At 66.3% G+C, this 20,777-nt stretch carries 19 protein-coding genes; 9 read left to right on the forward strand and 10 right to left on the reverse strand.

Going from position 1 to position 20,777, the window contains the following annotated elements:
- Nucleotides 1-168 precede the first annotated feature (168 nt).
- Nucleotides 169-603: a response regulator gene (locus ABC969_RS14635; RefSeq protein ID WP_345865899.1), complete on the forward strand. Its 435-nt coding sequence runs from the start codon at nucleotides 169-171 to the stop codon at nucleotides 601-603.
- On the opposite strand, the gene ABC969_RS14640 is transcribed toward ABC969_RS14635, so the two are convergent.
- Complete coding sequence (locus ABC969_RS14640) at nucleotides 547-1,818, reverse strand: aspartate kinase (RefSeq protein ID WP_345865900.1); 1,272 nt, start codon at nucleotides 1,816-1,818, stop codon at nucleotides 547-549. The genes ABC969_RS14635 and ABC969_RS14640 overlap by 57 nt on opposite strands.
- Nucleotides 1,819-1,869: 51 nt before the next feature.
- On the opposite strand from ABC969_RS14640, the gene ubiG reads away from it, so the two are divergent.
- On the forward strand, nucleotides 1,870-2,643 hold the full coding sequence (gene ubiG, locus ABC969_RS14645; RefSeq protein ID WP_345865901.1) for a bifunctional 2-polyprenyl-6-hydroxyphenol methylase/3-demethylubiquinol 3-O-methyltransferase UbiG: 774 nt from the start codon (nucleotides 1,870-1,872) through the stop codon (nucleotides 2,641-2,643).
- A 32-nt stretch (nucleotides 2,644-2,675) separates the two neighbouring features.
- On the opposite strand, the gene ABC969_RS14650 is transcribed toward ubiG, so the two are convergent.
- Complete coding sequence (locus ABC969_RS14650; RefSeq protein ID WP_345865902.1) at nucleotides 2,676-4,301, reverse strand: alkaline phosphatase D family protein; 1,626 nt, start codon at nucleotides 4,299-4,301, stop codon at nucleotides 2,676-2,678.
- 128 nt (nucleotides 4,302-4,429) lie between these two features.
- Here ABC969_RS14650 and ABC969_RS14655 point away from each other — a divergent pair, with 128 nt between their 5' ends.
- Nucleotides 4,430-5,887, forward strand: a complete 1,458-nt coding sequence (locus ABC969_RS14655; protein WP_345865903.1) for a glycosyltransferase family 39 protein — start codon at nucleotides 4,430-4,432, stop codon at nucleotides 5,885-5,887.
- Here the strand turns inward: ABC969_RS14655 and ABC969_RS14660 are convergent.
- Genes ABC969_RS14660 through ABC969_RS14670 form a run of 3 tightly spaced genes read right to left on the reverse strand, consistent with a single transcriptional unit; the run spans nucleotide 5,884 to nucleotide 8,511 of the window.
- Entirely contained in the window at nucleotides 5,884-7,077 is a 1,194-nt protein-coding gene (locus ABC969_RS14660; protein WP_345865904.1) for a glycosyltransferase, read from the reverse strand. The two genes, ABC969_RS14655 and ABC969_RS14660, sit on opposite strands and share 4 nt — an antisense overlap.
- Nucleotides 7,078-7,081: 4 nt before the next feature.
- Entirely contained in the window at nucleotides 7,082-7,597 is a 516-nt protein-coding gene (locus tag ABC969_RS14665; protein ID WP_345865905.1) for a DUF2141 domain-containing protein, read from the reverse strand.
- Nucleotides 7,594-8,511: a hypothetical protein gene (locus ABC969_RS14670; RefSeq protein ID WP_345865906.1), complete on the reverse strand. Its 918-nt coding sequence runs from the start codon at nucleotides 8,509-8,511 to the stop codon at nucleotides 7,594-7,596. The genes ABC969_RS14665 and ABC969_RS14670 overlap by 4 nt, the downstream gene beginning before the upstream one ends.
- A gap of 245 nt (nucleotides 8,512-8,756) precedes the next feature.
- On the opposite strand from ABC969_RS14670, the gene ABC969_RS14675 reads away from it, so the two are divergent.
- Nucleotides 8,757-9,839: a glycosyltransferase gene (locus ABC969_RS14675; RefSeq protein ID WP_345865907.1), complete on the forward strand. Its 1,083-nt coding sequence runs from the start codon at nucleotides 8,757-8,759 to the stop codon at nucleotides 9,837-9,839.
- Between the two features lie 13 nt (nucleotides 9,840-9,852).
- On the opposite strand, the gene ABC969_RS14680 is transcribed toward ABC969_RS14675, so the two are convergent.
- Genes ABC969_RS14680 through pyrE form a run of 5 tightly spaced genes read right to left on the reverse strand, consistent with a single transcriptional unit; the run spans nucleotide 9,853 to nucleotide 13,630 of the window.
- Nucleotides 9,853-10,947 (reverse strand): AI-2E family transporter, encoded by a 1,095-nt coding sequence (locus tag ABC969_RS14680; protein ID WP_345865908.1) that lies wholly within the window; start codon nucleotides 10,945-10,947, stop codon nucleotides 9,853-9,855.
- Entirely contained in the window at nucleotides 10,944-11,867 is a 924-nt protein-coding gene (gene lepB / locus ABC969_RS14685) for a signal peptidase I (protein ID WP_345865909.1), read from the reverse strand. Before lepB ends, ABC969_RS14680 begins: the two co-directional genes overlap by 4 nt.
- Nucleotides 11,864-12,277, reverse strand: a complete 414-nt coding sequence (acpS, locus tag ABC969_RS14690) for a holo-ACP synthase (RefSeq protein WP_345865910.1) — start codon at nucleotides 12,275-12,277, stop codon at nucleotides 11,864-11,866. The genes lepB and acpS overlap by 4 nt, the downstream gene beginning before the upstream one ends.
- A gap of 43 nt (nucleotides 12,278-12,320) precedes the next feature.
- A complete protein-coding gene (locus ABC969_RS14695) occupies nucleotides 12,321-13,049 on the reverse strand; it encodes a pyridoxine 5'-phosphate synthase (RefSeq protein WP_345865911.1) in 729 nt (242 codons plus the stop codon).
- Complete coding sequence (gene pyrE, locus ABC969_RS14700) at nucleotides 13,046-13,630, reverse strand: orotate phosphoribosyltransferase (protein ID WP_345865912.1); 585 nt, start codon at nucleotides 13,628-13,630, stop codon at nucleotides 13,046-13,048. Before pyrE ends, ABC969_RS14695 begins: the two co-directional genes overlap by 4 nt.
- A gap of 209 nt (nucleotides 13,631-13,839) precedes the next feature.
- Between pyrE and coxB the strand changes: the two genes are divergently transcribed.
- The 5 genes from coxB to ABC969_RS14725 all read left to right on the forward strand — a co-directional run bounded on the left by coxB (nucleotide 13,840) and on the right by ABC969_RS14725 (nucleotide 20,775).
- The gene (gene coxB / locus ABC969_RS14705) at nucleotides 13,840-14,946 is read left to right on the forward strand and encodes a cytochrome c oxidase subunit II (RefSeq protein ID WP_380807587.1); all 1,107 of its coding nucleotides are present in this window, start codon (nucleotides 13,840-13,842) and stop codon (nucleotides 14,944-14,946) included.
- A gap of 3 nt (nucleotides 14,947-14,949) precedes the next feature.
- Nucleotides 14,950-16,611: a cytochrome c oxidase subunit I gene (ctaD, locus tag ABC969_RS14710; protein ID WP_345865914.1), complete on the forward strand. Its 1,662-nt coding sequence runs from the start codon at nucleotides 14,950-14,952 to the stop codon at nucleotides 16,609-16,611.
- 358 nt (nucleotides 16,612-16,969) lie between these two features.
- The gene (locus ABC969_RS14715) at nucleotides 16,970-18,409 is read left to right on the forward strand and encodes an amidohydrolase (protein WP_345865915.1); all 1,440 of its coding nucleotides are present in this window, start codon (nucleotides 16,970-16,972) and stop codon (nucleotides 18,407-18,409) included.
- On the forward strand, nucleotides 18,406-19,713 hold the full coding sequence (locus tag ABC969_RS14720) for an amidohydrolase family protein (RefSeq protein WP_345865916.1): 1,308 nt from the start codon (nucleotides 18,406-18,408) through the stop codon (nucleotides 19,711-19,713). The genes ABC969_RS14715 and ABC969_RS14720 overlap by 4 nt, the downstream gene beginning before the upstream one ends.
- Before the next feature lie 168 nt (nucleotides 19,714-19,881).
- Complete coding sequence (locus tag ABC969_RS14725) at nucleotides 19,882-20,775, forward strand: heme o synthase (RefSeq protein ID WP_345865917.1); 894 nt, start codon at nucleotides 19,882-19,884, stop codon at nucleotides 20,773-20,775.
- Nucleotides 20,776-20,777: the final 2 nt, after the last annotated feature.

Here is a 20,777-nt window from a genome sequence, read left to right on the forward strand (position 1 = left end):
CATATGCCCGCCTTCCTTCCACGCTGCCCCGCTGATCTGCATCAAGACAATCGCGGCAGTGATCGACTACAGGGCACCCCGAGTTGATCGAGGTTTGGACCCGCCAAAAGGCTGGGCACCCGGGACAATATTCGCTGTCGTGGAGGAGGATCTATTTGGGATACGATCTTGCCGCACGTTCTGATTATCGAAGATATGTTTCTGTTTCGGCAATATCTCAGCGATATCGCCACGCTTGCCGGCGCCGGATCGGTCGCCTTGGCAAGCACGCAGGACGATGCGGTGGCATCGGCGCGGGGCAAGGCACCCGATTTGATCCTGTCCGATCTGAAGCTGTCGCAGGGCTCGGGCCTGGCCGCAATCGATGCGATCCTTGCCGATCATGGTGAGATCCCCGTGATCATTATCACCGGCTATCCCGAACGCTGCGACCGCTACGTCGAACAGGGCAGAATGCTGACCAAGCCGGTATCGCCTGACGTGCTGCTGCACACGATCCGCGCAGCGTTTGCCAGCCGAAATGCCGCGGCCCCCACAATGGGCACGCTAGGCGGCATCTTCGGCGTCCAGCCCGTAGGCGGTGTGCAGCACGCGAACGGCTAGTTCGGTATAATCCTCCTCGATCAGCACGCTCACCTTGATCTCGCTGGTGGTGATGGCGAGGATATTGATGCCGCGCTCACCCAGCGTCTTGAACATGGTGGAGGCGACGCCGGCATGGCTTTTCATGCCCACGCCGACCACCGAGATCTTGGCGACGCGCGTATCGTGCACCAGTTCCTGATAGCCGATCTCGGCTTGGGCATTGCCCAGCACGTCGAGCGAGCGCGCCAGATCGGCGCCGGGCACGGTGAAGGTCACGTCGGTCGAGGCCGAGCTCTTGCCGCTCAGATGCGCGATATTCTGGATAATCATGTCGACGTTGATGTTCGCGGTCGCCAGCGGCTCGAAGATCGCCGCCACCGCGCCGGGCTTGTCGGGCACGTTGGTCAGCGTGATCTTCGCCTCGTTCTTGTCGTGCGCGATGCCGGTGATCAATTGCCGTTCCATGGTACCCAATTCCTCTTCGCTCACGATCAACGTGCCTGGTTCCGCCGCGCCCAGCGGGGCATCGTCATCAACAAACGACGACAGCACCTGCACGCGGACATTTTCCTTCATCGCCAGCCCCACCGAGCGCGTCTGCAGCACCTTCGCGCCGACGCTCGCCAGTTCCAGCATTTCCTCATACGTCACGCGCTTCAATTTGCGTGCGCGCGGCACGATGCGCGGATCGGTCGTGTAGACCCCGTCGACATCGGTATAGATATCGCAGCGATCGGCCTTCATCGCCGCCGCCATCGCCACCGCCGAGGTATCCGATCCGCCGCGGCCCAGGGTCGTCACGCGTTCGCCCGAGGCCACGCCCTGGAAGCCGGGAATGACCGCGACTTCGCCGCGCTCGAGCGAGGCGAGCAGCCCGGTCGTGTCGATCTCGCCGATCCGCGCCGAGGCATGGCCATCCGAAGTGCGGATCGGCAACTGCCAGCCCATCCAGCTGCGCGCCTTCAATCCCACAGCCTGCAGCGCGATCGCCAGCAGCCCGCTGGTGATCTGTTCGCCGGCGGAGACGACCACGTCATATTCTCGGCGGTCATAAAGCGAGCTTGCCTCGCGGCAGAAATTGACCAGCCGGTCGGTCTCGCCGGCCATTGCCGAGACGACCACCGCGACCTGGTTCCCCGCCTCCACTTCACGCTTCACGCGCGCCGCGACGATTCGGATACGCTCGGTGCCCGCCATCGAGGTGCCGCCGAATTTCATCACGATACGCGCCATGGCTGCCTTTAAGTCCTTTGGGCTTGGAGGCGGTGCTGATAGAAACGCAGCATGATAAGTGCAAGCGACCCCGTAACGACGATCGTCCCGGCAAGCCCCGCCGCGCATTCCAGCACGATCGATGCGCGCGAAGCGGCGCATTTCGGCACGATGGCAGCCGACTGGTGGGATCCCAAGGGTTCCTCTGCCATGCTGCACAAGCTGAATCCGGCCCGGCTGCGCTATCTGCGCGAGCGGATCGACGCGCACTGGCATGCCGACGCGGCGGGCTTCACGCCACTCGCGGGCAAGACCGTGCTGGATGTCGGGTGCGGCGCAGGGCTGTTATGCGAACCGCTGGCGCGGTTGGGCGCTGGCGTTACCGGGCTCGATGCGGCGCCGGAGAATATCGCCGTGGCGCAGGCGCATGCCGCGCAGAGCGGGCTTTCGATCGCATATCGCGCGGGCAGCGTCGAGGATCTGCGCGGCGAAACGTTCGATCTGGTCACCTCGCTCGAGGTGATCGAGCATGTCAGCGATCCCGCCCGGTTCGTGCGCGGGCTGGCCGGCGCGCTGGCCGAGGGCGGGCTGCTGGTGCTCTCCACGCCCAACCGCACCGCGCTGTCGCGGCTGGCGCTGATCGGTGTGGGCGAGCGCTTGGGTGGCATTCCGCGCGGCACGCATGATTGGCACCGCTTCCTCACCCCTGACGAACTGACCGCATTGCTGGAGGCGGCCGGCCTCCGCGTCATCGACACGTGCGGCCTGGGCTTTTCGGTGGCGCAAGGCTTCGTGCTCAGCGACGATACCAGGCTGGATTATTTCCTCACCGCGGTGCGCGCGTAAATTCCTCCCCCAGGTGCTGGGGGAGGAATTGATCAGGCCATCACGTTGCGGCCGCGCAGCACGGTCGCCGTATGCCCCACGGTGCCCCGCGCCGATTTCGCCTTTACGCTGTCGACCATGATCCAGTCATTGGTCACGCGCTCCGGCGTCAGCGTCAGCGCCATGTAGCCGCGGCGTGACATGTCGCACCATTTGAGCTCCGGATTGGCGCGCACCAGCCCCGCCGCGACCAGCTTCGGATCTGCCACCAGCGCGCTTTCGTAGCCGCCCGAAGTCACCGCATGGCCGGCAAATTCTACCCCGGCGGCGCGCCCGTCCTGCCCCAGATCATAGGCCCAGGCATTATGGCTGTCGCCCGAGATGACGACGAGATTGGCATTCGCCGCTTGCGCGCCTTTCAGGAAGCGCGCGCGCGCGGCAGGATAGCCGCCCCAGCCATCGAGATTGTTGGGCAGGCCGGCCTTGGACGCGGCCAGCCCGCTGGTGACATATTGCTTGACCCGCGCGGGGGCATCGGGCGCGATCCACCCCGCCGCCTCGGCCGGCGTGCTGGTCCGGCCCATGATCGTGCCGAAGCCGACCACTTGCCATTGCTGCCCCGCCTTGACCGAGGCGCGCAGCGCGTGATCAAGCCACACTTCCTGCTGCGATCCCATCATCGTCGCGCCGGGATCCATCCACGCGCCATCGCGAAACGCGGTGAGCGCGGCGACTGGATCCTTTTCCTTGAACAGCGGCGCGATATCGGGCTGTTCGGTGCGCGCCAGCAAGCGCGTCTCGGTGCGATACAAGGTCGCCAGGCCGCCGATATCATAGGCTTTCCATGGCTCGTCGGAGACCGGCATCCATTCGCGAAACGCCTGAATCGCGGCGGCCTTGCGCGCATCCCAATCGCCTTCGTCGGCCTGGTGGTTCTGCGCGCCGCCATCCCAGCTGTCATTGGCGGATTCGTGATCGTCCCATTGCGCGATCATCGGCAGCTTGGCGTGCAGCGCCTGCAGATCGGGATCGGCGCGATAGCTGCCGTAGCGCAGGCGATAATCGGCGAGATGCAGCGTCTCGCTCGCCGGCAGCGGCAGCCGCCCGCCGACCGTATCGGCCAGCGAGGGATAGCCGCCGGCTGTATATTCGTAGAAATAATCGCCAAGATGAATGGCGAGATCGAGATCGTCGCGCGCCACGGCATGGGCATAAGCGTTGAAATAGCCAAAGGCGAGATTAGAGCAGGAGAAGATCGCCGCGCGGAAGCGATCGGTGCGGCCTTCGGGCAGCGTCTTGGTGCGGCCGACCGGCGAGATCGTGCCATCGGGCGCGATGAAGCGGAAATGATAGGCGGTGCCGGGCTTCAAGCCGGCCACGGTGATCTTGGCGGTATGATCGCGCCATGGCCCGGTGATCTGCACGCCGCCGCCCGCGATGCGCGCGAAATCGGGCTGTTCGGACAGTTCGACCTTCAGTTCGACGGCGCCGCCCGCGCCGGGAACGTAGCGCGTCCACAACAGCATCGAATCGCTCGCGGGCTCGCCGCTCGCCACCGAATGCGTGAAGCCGCGTGCGCCGGCGACGGTTAGGCTTTGCGCGAAACCGGGCACGGCGAACGCGCCCAGCCCCAGCGTGCCGGTAAGCAACAGCGAACGGCGGTCGACGGTGAATTCCACGATTTTTCTCCCTCTTGTCGCTGCCGACTGCGCCGCTTGTGTGGCATGCGCATGACACTATGGCGGCGCGCTGGAACCACCGTCACAAAGTCCTCGACTTGGCGCCGCATGATCCGGAAAGGGGCGGCATGGATCGTACCCGCCCTGCCCTGCTGCTGCCCCTCTTGCTGGCCCTGCTCACGCTGGCCTTCGTCGCGCTGGCGCTGATCCGGCCGCTCGACCATGACGAGAGCCAATATGTCGCCGCCGCGGTGCTGACCGCGCACGGCCAGTTCCCCTACCGCGATTTCGCTTATCTGCAGACGCCGCTCCAGCCGCTGCTGTTCGCGCCGGTCACGCTGCTCACCGGCAGCGTTGCGTGGCCCGCGCTACGCCTGCTCAATGCGCTGCTCGGTGCACTCGCCGTGGCCTGCGTATACCGCGCCGCGCGCCGTGGCGGGGCGGGGCAGCGACCGGCGTTGCTGGCCGCAGCGATGCTCGCGTGCTGCGATATCCTGTTGTTCAGCGTGGCCACGGCACGCAACGATGCCTTGCCCGTGGCCCTGCTAGCCGCAGCCTTACCGCTGGTGATCCGCGCCGGCAATGATCGCGCCACCCGCTGGAGCGCGATGCTCGCCGGCTTGCTGCTCGCCGCCGCCGCCGCCGCCAAGGTGTCCTATGCGCTGCCCGCGCTCGCCTACGGCCTGTACGCGCTGCGCGATCGACGGCACCGCCCGCTATGGATCATCGCCGGCGCGATGCCGATCGCGGCGCTGGTTCTGGCCTTTTACGTCATTGCGCCGCTCGGCTTCGTCTTTGGCACGCTCGATTTTCCGGCGCGCGCGCCCGATCAATATTACCGCGCGATCGGCAAGCCGTGGAAGCTCAGCTGGTGGGCCAAGCCGCTCGACACGGTGAAATTTCTGGCGCTCGGCCCGGCCCTGTTGTGCCTTGCGCTGGCCAGCCGCTTCCGCTGGCGCGCGCACGGCGGGCGGGCGATCGACTGGATGCTGTGGGGGGCGCTGGCCGCCGCGTTGCTGCCCTCGCCGACCTGGCGACAATATCTGCTGCCCGTGCTGCCGCTGCTGTTCGTGCGGCTGGCGATCGGCTGGCACGTGGCGCCGCCGGGGCGCCGCACGCGCCTCGCGCTGGCCGTGTTTGCTTGTGCCGGGCTGGCGCCTTCGGTCGAAGCGGTGATGCGGGCCGCCCCCGGCGTGCCGATGATCGAGGCGCTGCGACAGGGGCGCGCGATCCGCGCCGCGCTGGACACGGCGCGCGTCACCGGCCCGGTGGCGACGCTGTCGCCCCAATTCCTGCCCGCCACGGGCCGCTTGCCCGATGCGCGTTTCGCCACCGGGCCGTTCTACTTTCGCAGCCACGGGCTGCTGGGGCTGGATGACGAGCGGATCACGCACCTGGTATCGCGCGCCACGCTGAACGCGCAGTTCGCGCGACCGCCGGCCGCGATCCTGACCGGCGGCGAGGGACGATGGACCAGTGGCGATGCGGCACTGGAGCGGGCGCTGGAGCGGTGGGCGACGCGCCACGGCTGGCGGCCCGTGCCAGTGGCGGGTGCGCGGTTCCGTTTGTACGTCCCGCCGCGCTAGGCGGCGCGCCCGGCCTTCTTCGCCGCCACCAGCCCGGCATAATAGGCCATCAGATCCTCGGTATGTTCGCGATCGCTGCGCACCCGGTCCGCCGCCACCCGCGCAGCGCGGCGCAGCAATGTTTGGTCGCGCGCGAACAGCCGCTGGATCGCCGCCGCGCACGCCGCGGTATCGCGCGCCGCATACACTTCGGACGACAGCGGATCGACGATCTCGGCGCAACCGCCCGTATCCGGCGCGATCAGCGGCAGCCCCGCCGCCATCGCTTCCGATGCGGCCAGCCCAAACGGCTCCGCCTCGCTGCCATGGATCAGCGCATCGCAACTGGCCATGATCCGCGCCAGCCGTTCGCGATCGTAAACCGGCGCGAACATGCGGATATGCGGCGATCCGGCGATGCGCTTCTCGATCCGTCGGCTGTCCACGCCGGTGCCGAGCAGGATCAGCCCGACCGGAATGGTGGTGCCCGCCTGCGTCACCGCATCGGCGACCAGATCCCAGCGTTTCTCGGGGTGATGCCGGCCGAGGCCAAGCAGCAGATGCCCCTCGGGCGGCAGATCGCACTGCGCGAGCAGCGACGCACGCAATTTCTCGTCGCGAAGATCGGGCGAGAAATGCCCCCGCTCGATCCCCAATGGCATCGCCACATCGATGCGCACGCCGCGCGCGCGCAGGCGTTTCTCCAGCGCCGGGCCGTTGGTGACCACCGCATCGAAATTGTTGAGGAAGCGGCTCATATAGCGGCTGTACCAGGCGAACGCGCGCTCGATCCGCTGCTGCGGCGCCAGCCCCTCGAACCAGCGCAGCGCATAAGCCGCGACATTGTCGTTATGCATGAAGAACACGCGCGCCACCGCATGCCCGGGTTTGGGCTGCCATTGCCCGACGATCCACGCCGGGCGCCACGGCGACGAGGTTTCGACCAGATCGGGGCGCAGATCGTCGAGCAGCCTCACGATCGGCTCGGCATCCCAGAACAGCCCGTAATTCTTGTCGAACGGCAGCCGCGACGCTTTGACATAAATGATCCGCCCGCCGCCCGGCCGCTCCTCGATACTATCCTCGCGCCCGGCGGCGATGACGATCAGCTCGTGGCCCAGATCGGCCATCAGGCCCATCTTGCGATCGATATAGGTGCGCACGCCGCCGCCGGTCGGCGAATAGAATTCGTTGACGTCGACGATGCGCACGGCGTCAGCCGTTCTTGAGCGGCGCAAAGCCACCCAGCCCGTGCAGATATTGCACGCGTATCTCCGTCGTCACCACGCCGTGCGGCACCTCGATCAGCGCCTGCGCCAGCGTGGGCTTGGAGCGGCCAAGCTTGGTATTGCTGGGGAAGCCCGCGCCATCGGCCCAGAAATTGAACTTGTTCCGGCCGTCGCGATCATGCGTGAACAGCAAGGCATAGCGCCCCGGCTGCGGCACGCCGATGCATAGCGAGATCGGACCGGCAGGCGGGGTCGCGACGCGCAGCCGGCGGAAGAACTTTCCTTGTTTGATCAGATCGCGATCATCCTTGAGGAAATCCGCCTCGGCTGCCGGATAGAGTTCGAGCTTGAGCCCGCCCGAGCGATCCTTGAGCCCGGCGACATCGACGCGGATCGCCGGGCCGCCATTGCGACACGCCGAATCACCCAGCGTCTCGCCCGATGCCGGCAACGCCGCGACGGTGCCGGCCAGCGCCAGCATCACCCCCAGGCGGCCGATCATGTTGTTTTCCGCAGCAGGCCGTCCAATCCGAACAGCGCGATCAGCACGACGTGATACAGCAGAATCAGCGCGGCGGTGAACGCGATCAGTTCGGATAAGGCCTGATCCTGCCCGATCACCAGGATGGCGAAATTGGCGAACAGCAGATCCTTGTTGGGGATGAGCGGCAGACGCGACACGAGCAGGCGCGCCGCTGCCAGGAACAGCCACATGCCAACCGGCACGCTGGGCAGCGCGAAATGCCAGGCGATCGCGATCAGCGTCGATCCGGCGATCAGCCGCAGGCAATGCACCATGAACACCCACCACAGGGTGCCACGCGGCAGCGAAAACACGCGGCGCGAGAAGATCAGGAACGGCAGCGAGGTGGCCAGCACGATGCCGACCGAGCCGGCGACTTCGGGCAAATAGCCCGAGGCGCGGATCAGCGCATAGCCGAGCGGCAGCGCCACTGCGATCATCGCCAGCGTGATCGCGTTGCCGGCGATCGCGGAGAGGATGCTGACATCTTTTACGGCGCCGAACGGCGCCGCCACCATCTTGGCCCGCGCCCGCGCCCAGGCATAGAAATAAGCCTCGCCGGAATAGCCAAACACCACTTCGTTAGCGATGCGCTTCTTGAGCAAGGCAATCATCCCACCAAACGCGGGAATGCCCCATAAGCGCCGGAAGATGATCCAGTCGCCGGTCGGCGGGGAGAAATAGAGCAGGGTGAACGCGACGTAGAACCAGCCGCTGTTCGGCACCGCGCGGTGCAGCCCGGCAAGCCCCGAACCAAGCAATTCGCGCCCCAGCCCGACGACCATGGCCAGCGTGAGCAATCCGCCGATGATCATCGGCCAGCGATTCTTGATCGTCTTGAGCGGTTTGAGCCCGGCGAGATCGGGGCCGCGCGGCAGTGGCGCGTCGGCCATGCTGGTATCAATCACGCCACGGGGCTGATAGCTATGCAATGAACGACATCCGCTATTGTGCCGGTGCATGCCCCGCACCGCGCGCGCCTATAAAGCCCCTGGGTCGCCGCATATTTATACCGCATGGCGTGTTAATCGTCCATGGCGCCCAAATATTTCTAGCGGATGACAGCGCAGCGCGCGCCGGCGTCGGCCAGCCGATCAGAAGGGCTTCCCTTGGGCCGATGCCGCTGTAGGGCGGGATGATGGACGCCGCCGCCCATCATATCCTGAGCTATGCCGAAAGCTGGCGCGGCGGGGGCGTGGAGCGCGCGCAACTGCGGCTGGCGCGCGGCTGGATTGCCGCCGGGCGGCGCGTGACGCTGGTGGTGGGTGATGACCGCGGGCCATTGGCGCGCGAAGTGCCGGCGGGCGCCGACATCATCGTGCTGGGCGGGCGCGGTATGGCCAGGTTGAGCGCGGCCCTGCCTGCGATCGTCCGGGCGCACGCGCCCGACATCGTCTTCTGCCCCGGCAATCATTATACCGGCGCCGCCGCCTGGCTGCGCTGGCGCTTGGGCGCGGCCTGCCCGCCGATCGTCGCGAAGGTGTCCAACGCGCTCGAGCGACCGGATCATGCTATCCCGATCGCCGCTGGCTATCGCGCGTGGCTGCGGCGGCACCCGCGCTTCCTGGCGCGAATCGTGGCGATGACGCCGGCCATGGCCGACGAGGCGGCGCGCACGATGCAGCTGCCGCGCGGCGACATCGCGGTGATCGCCAATCCGCCCGCGCGGCCGATCCCGGGTGCCACGCTGCCGGCGCTACCGCCAGGACGCTTTCTGCTCGGCGTGGGGCGGTTGGTCCCGCAGAAACGCTGGGACCGGCTGATCGCCGCGCTGCCGCGGCTGGCCGATCCTCGGATCACGCTGGTCATTCTCGGCGAGGGTGCGGCGCGCGCCGCATTGGAAGCGCAGATCGCCACCCTGGGGCTGAACGGGCGCGTATTTCTGCCCGGCCATGCCGATGATCCGCTGCCGGTGATCGCGCGCGCTGCCGCGCTGGCGCTGGTGTCCGATTTCGAGGGTGTGCCGGGCGTGCTGCGCGAAGCGCTGTCGCTGGGTATCCCGGTGATCGCCACCGAATCGAGCGTGGCGGTGCGCGAGATCGTTACCTCGCCCGCGCTGGGCTCGGTCGTGCCGCGGGGCGACGACCATGCGGTGATCGCCGCGCTCGATCATTGGCTGGCACCCGGCCGCGCCCGGCCCGTACCCGTGCCGATGCCTGGCGCTACCGCCGCCGCGGATTATCTCGCGTTATTCGACGCGGCGTGCGCGCCCGGCGGGTAAGCGCCGGACGCGTTCAGATCCCCGCCGCCGCCGCCGCGCCCTCGGCGCCCTCGGCATCGTCTTCCTCGGTCCGTTCCGAACTGCGCTCCAGCGCGACCTTGATCATAGCGGTCATTGGATCGGCCAGCGCCAGCCCCATCACGCCAAACAACGCGCTCGCCAGGATCTGCGCGCCCAGCGTCAGCGCCGGGGGCAGATCGACGGTGCGCTTGGCCACCATCGGGATCAGCACATAGCCATCGAAGGTCTGCACGATGAAATAGGTCGCGATCGCCCAGATGCCGGTTTCATACCCGCCGGAAAAGCCCACCGCGACCATCAGCACGCCCGAGACGAACGCGCCGATATTGGGGATGAAGGCGAGCACGCCGGTGATGATGCCGAGCAGCAACGCCATCGGCACCCCGCCGATGGCCAGCGCGATCCAGGTCAGCACGCCTTCCGCCGCCATGCCGAGCAGCCGCCCGGCGAGCAGGCGGCGCATCGTTTGCCCCATGCGATCCAGCGTGATGGCGAATTCGGGCCGGTTGGTGGTCGGCACCATCCATTGCACGCCGCGCTGATAGATGGTGGGATCCATCGCCAGGAACAGCCCGATGACCATGATCATGAACAGGCTGGTCAGCGCGCCCGCCGCGGTGCCGACCCACGAGGTCAGCCGCCCGACCGAGCCCATCGCCTGCTGGAGGATCGAATTGAGATCCGAGCGGCCGGGCATCACGCCCATCCGCGACAGCCATTCGGTGACGCGGTTGAACTGGTCGGTCAGCGTCGATTGCAGCTGGGTGACCTGTTCGATCACCTGCACGCCGGTGAGATAAAAGGTGCCGACGAGAAACACGAGCACGCCGACGACGACGATCAGCAGCCGCCAGCTGCGCCCGATCTTCAGCACGCGCCCGAGCAAGCGCACCCCGCCATCCAGCATCGCGGCAAACACCAGCCCGGCGAAGATGATCAGCAGCGGCTGGATCAGCAATACAACCAGTGCCACCGCGCAGATCAGCCCGATCCACACGCTGGCCTTTTTCAGCTCGCGCCGCACCAGCGGATCGCGCAATTCGTTCGGGCTCGGGCCCTGGACGAGCTCCATCGTATCGTCGCTCATCGTGTCGTGTCCTTGGGATGGAGCGAACCGCCGGCGCGGCCGCCGCGCAGCGACGCCCACCAGCTCAGCGGGTTCCAGGTGGCATTGCCATCGAGCGAGAAGGTGATGAATTCGGCGCGCCCGCCGACATATTCCCAGGGCACCGCGCCGCCCAGGCCGAGCTCGGGCGGGGCGAGCGAGAAGCGGCTGTCCGAGCTGCGATCGCGATTGTCGCCCATCAGGAAGACATGGTTGGCCGGGATCGTGATCGGGCCGTAATTGTCGCCCTGGCTGTAGCCCAACTCGACCGTGTCGTAGCGGCGGCCATTGGGCAGTGTTTCGGTGATCAACGGCAAATGGCAGGTCATCTGGCCGTTGGGGCCTTCGATCAGCGCACCGGGATAATCGTCGCACGTCGCATTGGCATCGACCGGCACGTCTTTATAATGGAGCGGCCCGCGCTTCACCGCCTGATCATTGAGATACAGCACGCCGCCGCGCACCTGCAGCCGATCGCCGGGCAGGCCGATCAGCCGCTTGATGTAATCGGTGTTGCGCCCCGGCGGGGTGACGATGACGATATCGCCACGCTCGGGCATCCGCCCGAACAGGCGGCCGCTGGTGAACGGCAATTGCACGCCCCAGCTTTCCTCGGGCTGATGCAATACCAGCCCGCGGAAGATTGCCGCCGGATTGGGCAGGGTGGGCGAAATGAACGACCAGCCATAGGGATATTTGGTCACCACCAGCCGATCGCCCTTCATCAACACCGGCAGCATCGATTCGGACGGGATGTAGAAGGGCTTGGCGATGAAGCTGTGAAAGCCGAGCACGGCCATGATCAGCCAGAAGATACCCTTCACTTCCTCCCACAGGCCCGATTTCGCGGTGGGGCGGGCGGGGCGCGATTGGTCGGCGCGAAGCGTGGTGTCGACCGTCATGGGAGATCCTGCGTTGGGATGGCCTCGATGATCACAAAAGCCTGCGCCCAGGGATGATCGTCGGTCATCGTCAAATGTACCCGGGCGCCGTGGCCGTGTGGCGTCAACGCGTCAAGCCGCGCCTTGGCCCCACCGGTCAGCAACAGCGTCGGCGCGCCGGAGGGCGCGTTGACCACGCCGATATCCTTCATGAACACGCCGGCGTTGAAACCGGTGCCCACCGCCTTGCTGAACGCCTCCTTGGCGGCAAAGCGCTTGGCCAGCGTGCCCGCCTTGGTGAAGGGGCGGCGCGCAGCCTTGGCGCGCTCGACATCGGTAAACACGCGGCGCTCGAAGCGCTCGCCGAAACGCTCGAGCGACGCCTGGATCCGCTCGATATTGCATAGGTCGGAGCCCAGCCCGATGATCACCCAATCCCTCCCCGCAACCGGGCGGGGCAACTAGCAGTAAAGATCACCGTGCCTCGTCCATCGCGGCCCGCATCAGCCGCACCGCATCGCCCAGCCCGACGAACATGGCCTCACCGATCAGGAAATGCCCGATGTTCAGTTCGCGCACCTGCGGGATCGCGGCGATCGCGGCAACATTGTCATAGGTAAGACCGTGCCCGGCATGCACTTCGATGCCGTTCTTCGCCGCCAGCGCGGCGGCGTCGGCCAGCCGACGCAGTTCGGCGGTGCGCGACTCGCCGCCCAGCTCGGCATAGCGGCCGGTATGTAGTTCGACGACTGGCGCACCCAGGCGCAGCGCCGCGTCGATCTGCCGCGCGTCCGGCTCGACGAACAGCGACACGCGGATGCCCGCCTCGCGCAACGCCGACACCAGCGGCACCAGCCGGTCGAACTGCCCGGCGGCATCCAGCCCGCCCTCGGTGGTCAGCTCCTCGCGTTTTTCCGGCACGATGCACGCGGCATGCGGGCGGTGCCGCAGCGCGATGCCGAGCATCTCCTCGGTCGCCGCCATTTCCAGATTGAGCGGGATAGCAAGCTGCTCCGAGAGTCGCGCGATATCGTCGTCGGTGATGTGGCGGCGATCCTCGCGCAGATGCGCGGTGATGCCGTTCGCGCCCGCCGCGGCGGCGACCAGCGCCGCGCGCACCGGATCGGGATAGCCCGCGCCACGCGCGTTGCGCACCGTGGCGACGTGATCGATGTTGACGCCGAGGCGGAGAATATCGCTCATGCGGCGGCCCGGCTGCCGGGCTTGATCGCCGGGATCGCCTGTAGTTCGGGTGGCAACGCGTCGGCCGCATAGGTCGGCACGTCGAGCCGGATCAGCGGGAAGAACGGCACGCCGAGATCCGCTTTCCCCGACGAGCGATCGACCAGGGCGCCCGCCGCGACCGTCTCGCCGCCGGCACGGCCGATCGCCGCAATCGCCTCGCGCGAGCTAAGACCCGTGGTGACCACATCCTCCATCATGAACACGCGCGTGCCGGGCGCTAAGCGGAAACCACGGCGCAATTCGAACACGCCCTCGGGCCGTTCGAGGAACATCGCCTCGACGCCCAACGCGCGGCCCATTTCGTGCCCCGCAATCACGCCGCCCATGGCCGGCGACACCACCGCCTGAATCGATCCGCGCAGCGCCGCCGGCAGCCGCGCGACCAGCGCCTCGGCCAGCCGGGCGCCCCGCGCCGGATTCATCAATACGCGCGCGCATTGCAGATAGCGCGCCGAGCGTAACCCCGACGACAGGATGAAATGCCCTTCGAGCAGCGCCTCGGCAGCACGGAATTCGGCCAGAACTTCGTCTTCGGTCATCAGCGGGCGCACCCCTTTCAGCGCGCCAAATAGGGCTGCATGCCCCTTAAGCGCAACGGCGTGCGCAACGGCGCGTGCGAAAAAACTGCCCGTTGTGCTTGAGGGTTAGCGGGCTGCCGGGTATAGGCCCCGGTCAAACCGGCGAATTATGCCAAGCGCTGTACGTCCAGAAATCAGCGCGACTGTTAGGGGTAACGACGACGATGCGCATGACCGGGTTCCACACGATCGCCATCGCGGCCGGCCTGATGATGGCCGGGGCGGGCCATGCCGCGGCACCGCCCGCTGCTCCGGCCGCTATCGCTGCCCCGGCAGCAACGGACCCGGCGGCGGCCCCCGCCGCAGCCCCCGCCACCAACGATCCATTGCTGGCGCAGGATGGCGCCCCCGCCGTGGCGCCGGTCGCCGGGATCGGCATGCCGGTTGACGGTCGCATCGGCATTCAGCCGCAGGTCACCAAGAATGGTGAGCGCGGGCGCGGCTTTCATGACAATATCCTGATTCCGGTGATCACCGGGGTGTGCATTCTCGTGCTGCTCTTGCTGTTCTGGGTGATGTTCCGCTTCAACCGCCGCAGCAATCTGGTGGCCTCCAAGACCAGCCACAACACGGCGATCGAAATCGTGTGGACGCTGGCCCCGGTGGTGATTCTCGTGTTGCTCGCCGTGCCGTCGATCGGTTTGCTCCAGGCGCAGTTCAAGCCAGCGCCCGAAAATGCCATCACGCTCAAGGCAATCGGCAACCAATGGTATTGGTCGTATCAATATCCCGACAATGGCGGCTTCGAGATCACCGCCAACATGCTCAAGGAAAAGGATCAGGTCGGTGCCGGTGAGCGTTCGCGCACCGATGCTGACGGCCCCCGCCTGCTCGCCACCGACAATCGCGTGGTGCTGCCGGTCGGCGTGCCGATCCGCCTGATCACCACCGCGCAAGACGTGATCCACAGCTGGGCGGTGCCGGCTTTCTGGATGAAGCTCGATGCCGTCCCCGGACGGCTCAACGAAACGAGCTTCACGATCGACAAGCCAGGCGTCTATTTCGGCCAATGCTCCGAATTGTGCGGCGCACGGCATAATTTCATGCCGATCGCGGTCGAGGCCGTGCCGCTCGCACAGTTCAACGCCTGGGTCGTCGCCAAGGGTGGCAGCGTGAAGGGCGCCAAGCCCTCGCTGGCCCCCGCCGCGCTGACCCCGACGGCGGCGGCCGCGCCTGCCGACACCACCACCGGCCCGGTCCAGAACGCGACCGACGCCGCTCCCCAAATCACTCAGGGCGCAACGGGCAACCCCGCCGGCGCCGGCACCGGACAGTAAGACATGACCGATACCGCCCTCAGCCCCCTGCACTTTCAAGCGCATGGTCATGACGACCACGCGCATGACGCGGACCACAAACCGGCGTTCTTCGCGCGCTGGTTCATGTCGACCAACCACAAGGATATCGGCACGCTGTATCTGATCTTCGCGATTGTCGCGGGGATCATCGGTGGTGCCATTTCCGGCCTCATGCGCGCCGAATTGGCAAATCCGGGCATTCAATATCTGCCGACCTGGCTGGCCATGCTACACGGCCCCGGCACGTTCGACGAAGCGATGCATCTTTGGAACGTGCTGGTCACGGCGCACGGCCTGATCATGGTGTTCTTCATGGTCATGCCGGCGATGATCGGCGCGTTCGGCAACTGGTTCGTGCCGCTGATGATCGGCGCGCCGGACATGGCCTTCCCGCGGATGAACAATATTTCGTTCTGGCTGCTCGTCCCGGCCTTCATGCTGCTGCTGGCCTCGCCGTTCTTTGGTGGCGCCGGCACCGGCTGGACGCTGTATGCGCCGCTCTCCACTTATGGTGAGCCCGGGCCGAGCGTCGATATGGCGATCCTGTCGCTGCATTTGGCCGGCGCGTCGTCGATTCTCGGCGCGATTAACTTCATCACCACCATCTTCAACATGCGCGCACCGGGCATGACGCTGCACAAGATGCCGCTGTTCGTCTGGTCTGTGCTGGTTACCGCGTTCCTGCTGCTGCTGTCGCTGCCGGTGCTCGCCGCCGCCATCACCATGCTGCTGACCGATCGTAACTTCGGCACCGCCTTCTTCGATCCTGCGGGGGGCGGCGATCCGGTGCTGTACCAGCATCTGTTCTGGTTCTTCGGCCACCCCGAAGTGTATATCATGATCTTGCCGGGCTTCGGCATCGTCAGCCAGATCATCTCGACCTTCTCCAAGAAGCCGGTGTTCGGCTATCTCGGCATGGCCTATGCCATGGTCGCGATCGGCGTGGTCGGTTTCGTGGTGTGGGCACACCACATGTTCACCACCGGGCTCAGCGTGAACACCAAGATGTATTTCACCGCGGCGACGATGGTCATCGCGGTGCCCACGGGCATCAAGATCTTCTCGTGGATCGCAACGATGTGGGGCGGCTCGATCAGCTTCAAAACCCCGATGGTATGGGCGATCGGCTTCATCTTCATGTTCACGGTCGGTGGCGTGACGGGCGTGGTACTGGCCAATGGCGGCGTCGACGATTACATGCAGGACACCTATTATGTGGTGGCGCATTTCCACTATGTGCTGAGCCTCGGCGCGGTGTTCTCGCTGTTCGCCGGCTTCTATTACTGGTTCCCGAAAATGACCGGTAAGATGTATAACGAGTTCCTCGGCCAGGCGCATTTCTGGGTGTTCTTCATCGGCGTGAACGTGATGTTCTTCCCGATGCATTTCCTGGGGCTGCAGAGCCAGCCGCGCCGCATGCCCGATTATGCCGATGGGCTTGCGTATTGGAACTATGTCGCGACGGTCGGCTACATGATCATGGCCGCCGGCATGGCGATCTTCTTCGTCAACCTGTTCTGGTCGTTGTTTGCGGGCAAGAAGGCCGCCGATAATCCTTGGGGCGAAGGCGCCACCACGCTGGAATGGACGCTCTCCTCGCCGCCGCCATATCACCAGTTCGAAACGCTGCCGCGGATCGATTGACCCGGAGCGAGGCATGTAGCGACAGCAACATGCCGGTGGGCCAAAGGCCCACGCGAACGGCCGGCCAGCCTGACGCAGTCAGGACTGACGATGCGGGGTTCACCCCCGCATCTGGCGATAAGAAAGGACGCCCCGGTGAAAGCCGGGGCGTTTTTTGTGGCGGCCGATCCGTCCTCAGCCCAGCGCAGGCTGGGGTCTCGTGCGGCTTCTGCCCAGCTTCTGCCGCGTGAGATCCCAGCCTGCGCTGGGATGACGGTGTGCGTTTTGCCCAAGACGCTGCCACAAATGGCTGAAAGACATCAGTAACGGCTTGAACCCGAAGCCCCTTTCCGTAGGATACGGCAAAACAGGGGGCCTCATGAAGCACAAGACCAAGTTCCGCAGCCTGATGGCGGCCGCCAGCGCCCTCGTGCTCGCCGCCTGCGCGGGGCAATCCGCCCCTGCCAAGAGCGCGTCCTCCAAGACGGATTCGTCCAAGCCCGCCCCCGGCGCCGGCAAAGGCTATGCGCACGATCCCTTCCCCAGCACCTATCGCGTCTATCCCGGCGCCTCGACGTTGGTGCGCAACGTCACCATCTTCGACGGCGAAGGCGGGCGGATCGACAGGGGCGCGGTGCTGTTTGCCGACGGCAAGATCGTGCAGATCGGCCAGACGCTTGAGGCGCCCACCGGTGCGACCGTCATCGATGGCACCGGCAAATGGGTCACGCCCGGCGTGATCGATATCCACAGCCATTTGGGCAATTATCCCAGCCCCGGCGTACAGGCCAATTCCGATGGCAACGAAGCGACCGCCCCGGTCACCGCCGATGTGTGGGCTGAGCATAGCGTATGGCCGCAGGATCCGGGCTTTGGCCGCGCGCTGGCCAATGGCGGCGTGACCACGCTGCAGATCCTGCCCGGCTCGGCCAATCTGTTCGGCGGCCGCTCGGTGGTGCTCAAGAACGTCTATGCGCGCACCATGCAGGGGATGAAATTCCCCGGCGCGCCTTACGGGTTGAAAATGGCCTGCGGCGAAAATCCCAAGCGCGTGTATGGCAGCCGCAATACCAAACCTGCGACCCGCATGGGCAATGTCGCGGTGGATCGGGCGACCTGGGCCAAGGCGGTCGCCTACAAGGCCAAGTGGGACAAATATGAGCAGGATGGCGGCGACGCGCCCGATCGCGATATCGCCATGGACACGCTGCGCGGCGTGCTTGCCGGTGAAATACTCGTGCAGAACCACTGCTACCGTGCTGACGAAATGGCCATCGTAATGGATATGGCCAAGGAGTTCGGTTACCGTGTGACGGCATTTCACCACGCGGTGGAAGCATACAAGATCGCCGACATCCTGAAAGCGAACGGCAGCTGCGCGGCCGTGTGGGCCGATTGGTACGGCTTCAAGATGGAAAGCTTCGATGGCATCGGTGCCAATCTCGCACTGCTGCAAAAGGCCGGCGCGTGCGGCATGATCCATTCGGACGATGAGAACGGCATCCAGCGGCTTAACCAGGAAGTGGCCAAGGCGCAGGCCTCCGGGCGCCGCGCCGGGATCGACATCCCCGATGCGCAGGCATGGGAATGGCTCAGCATCAATCCCGCCCGCGCGCTGGGCATCGCCGATCGCACCGGCAGCTTGAAGCCCGGCAAGATGGCCGATGTCGTGCTGTGGAACGGCAACCCCATGAGCGTCTACACCCGGCCGGAAAAGGTCTGGGTCGATGGCGCCTTGCTTTATGATGCGACCAATCCGCGGATGCGTCCGGTATCCGATTTCGAACTTGGCCAGCCGGGCGCGGGAGACGTGAAATGAAGGACATCCTGCTCTCGCTGACCGCGCTCGGCGCGGTCCTTGCCGCCCCCGCCATGGCGCAGACCGTCGCCATCACCGGCGGCACCGTCGCGATCGGCGATGGCTCGCAACCGATCGAGCGCGGCACCGTGGTGATGCGGGACGGCCGCATCGTCGCGGCTGGCGCCGGCATCGCCGTGCCCGCAGGCGCGACGGTGATCGACGCCACCGGCAAATGGGTCGCAGCCGGGATGGTCGCCGGTTTCACCAATCTCGGCCTCGTCGATGCCGAGGGCGTGCGGGAGAGCAATGATGGCAGCGCGCGGACCTCGCCGTTCAACGCCTCGATCGACATTGCCCCGGCGATCAACCCGCAAGCTGTGCAGATCGGCAACGAGCGCGCCGGTGGCATTACGCGCGCCTTGGTATCGCCCAGCACCGGCCAATCGATTTTTGCCGGGCGCGGCGCCGTGATCGATCTCGGCGCCGATGCCGACCCGATCACCCGCGCACGCGCCTTTCAATATGTCGAACTGGGCGAGGATGGCGCCAGCGAAGCGGGCGGCAGCCGCCCGGCGGCCTATGCCATGTTGCACGATGCCTTGGCGCAGGCGCAGGATTATCGCCGCAATCCGGCAGGCTTCGGCGGGCGCGAACAGGCATCCTTGGTCAAGCGCGTCGATGCGCAGGCGCTGCTGCCGGTGCTCGACGGGACGATGCCGTTGCTCGTCCATGTCGAGCGCGCCAGCGACATCCGCTCCGTGCTGGCGCTCAAGAAGCAATATCCGGCGCTGAAACTGGTGCTGGTCGGGGTGCGCGAGGGCTGGATGGTCGCCCGCGAGATCGCCGCCGCACGCGTGCCGGTGATCGCCGCGGCGCTGGCCGATCTGCCGGCGAGCTTCGAATCGCTCGCGGCGACCGAATCGAACGTCGGCCGGCTGACGGCGGCGGGAGTAACGACGGCGATCTCGACCGTCAGCGCCAATACCGCGCCGGGCGAGCATATCCTGGCACAATATGCCGGCAATCTCGTGGCGATCGCGCGCGTGCCCGGCGCCACCGGACTCGATTGGGGTCAGGCCTTCGCGACGATCTCGTCAAAGCCCGCGCAGGCGCTGGGCATGGATGGCGAGATCGGATCCTTGCGCCCCGGCCGCCGCGCCGACGTGGTGATTTGGGACGGAGATCCGCTCGAACTTTCCTCCGCTCCGCTCGCCGTCTACATCGACGGCCTGGCGCAACCGATGCGCTCGCGCCAGATCGAGTTGCGCGATCGCTACAGCGTGCCGCAGGAAGGGGTGTTGCCCAAGGCATATAGCCGGTAAGTCGGGCCGCACTCTCTGTCTGTCACCCCGGGCTTGGTCCGGGGTCCACTGTGCCGGCGTTAATGCACTATCATAACAGCAATGGCCAAGCCTTGGTGGACCCCGGACCAAGTCCGGGGTGACGAGTGCTTTCCCCGCGCCCTCCAACACCCTATAGCCCTCCCAGCCATGACTGCCGCGACTCTCCCGCTTCCCGCCGAATGGCGCGATTTCCTCGCGCTGACGAAGCCGCGCGTGATGACGCTCGTCGTGTTCACCGGCCTGTGCGGCATGCTCGTTGCGCCGGTGTCGATCGATCCCGTGCTGGGCTTCACCGCGATCCTGTGCATTGCCTTGGGCGCGGGCGCGGCGGGCGCGCTCAACCAATGGTATGAGGCGGATCTCGACGGCAAGATGAAGCGCACGCAGGGCCGCCCGCTGCCTGCCGGGCGGATGGAGCGTGGCTCGGCGCTGCATTTCGGCGTAGGATTGGGCGTCTTTTCGGTGATCCTGATGGGGCTCGCCAACAATCTGGTCGCCGCCGGCATCCTGGCCGTATCGATCCTGTTCTACGTGTTGGTCTATACCGTGTGGCTCAAGCGCCGGACGCCGCAGAATATCGTCATCGGCGGCGCGGCCGGGGCGTTTCCGCCACTGATCGGCTGGGCCGCGGCGACGGGCGATATCGCCACGCTGCCGGTATTGCTCTTCGCGCTCGTCTTTCTGTGGACGCCGCCGCATTTCTGGGCGCTCGCGCTGTTCATGAAGACCGATTACGCCGCCGCCGGCGTGCCGATGCTGCCGGTCGTGGCGGGCGAGCGCAGCACGCGTACGCAGATCGGGCTGTACACCATCCCGATGGCCGCCGCGGCGATCGCGCCGTGGGCACTCGGCCTGTCGGGCGCGCTGTATGGCTGGGTGGCGATGATCACCACCGGCGTGTTCGCCGCGATGGTCGTGCAAGTGGCGACGCGCCGCACGCAGCCGGGCGATACGATGCGCCCGGAAAAGCGGCTGTTTGCCTATTCGATCCTTTATCTGTTCATCATCTTCGGCGCGCTGGTCGTCGATCGCTGGATCTGATC

The organism is Sphingomonas qilianensis (genome assembly GCF_039614825.1).
In the GTDB taxonomy this organism is placed as follows: Bacteria; Pseudomonadota; Alphaproteobacteria; order Sphingomonadales; family Sphingomonadaceae; genus Sphingomonas; species Sphingomonas qilianensis.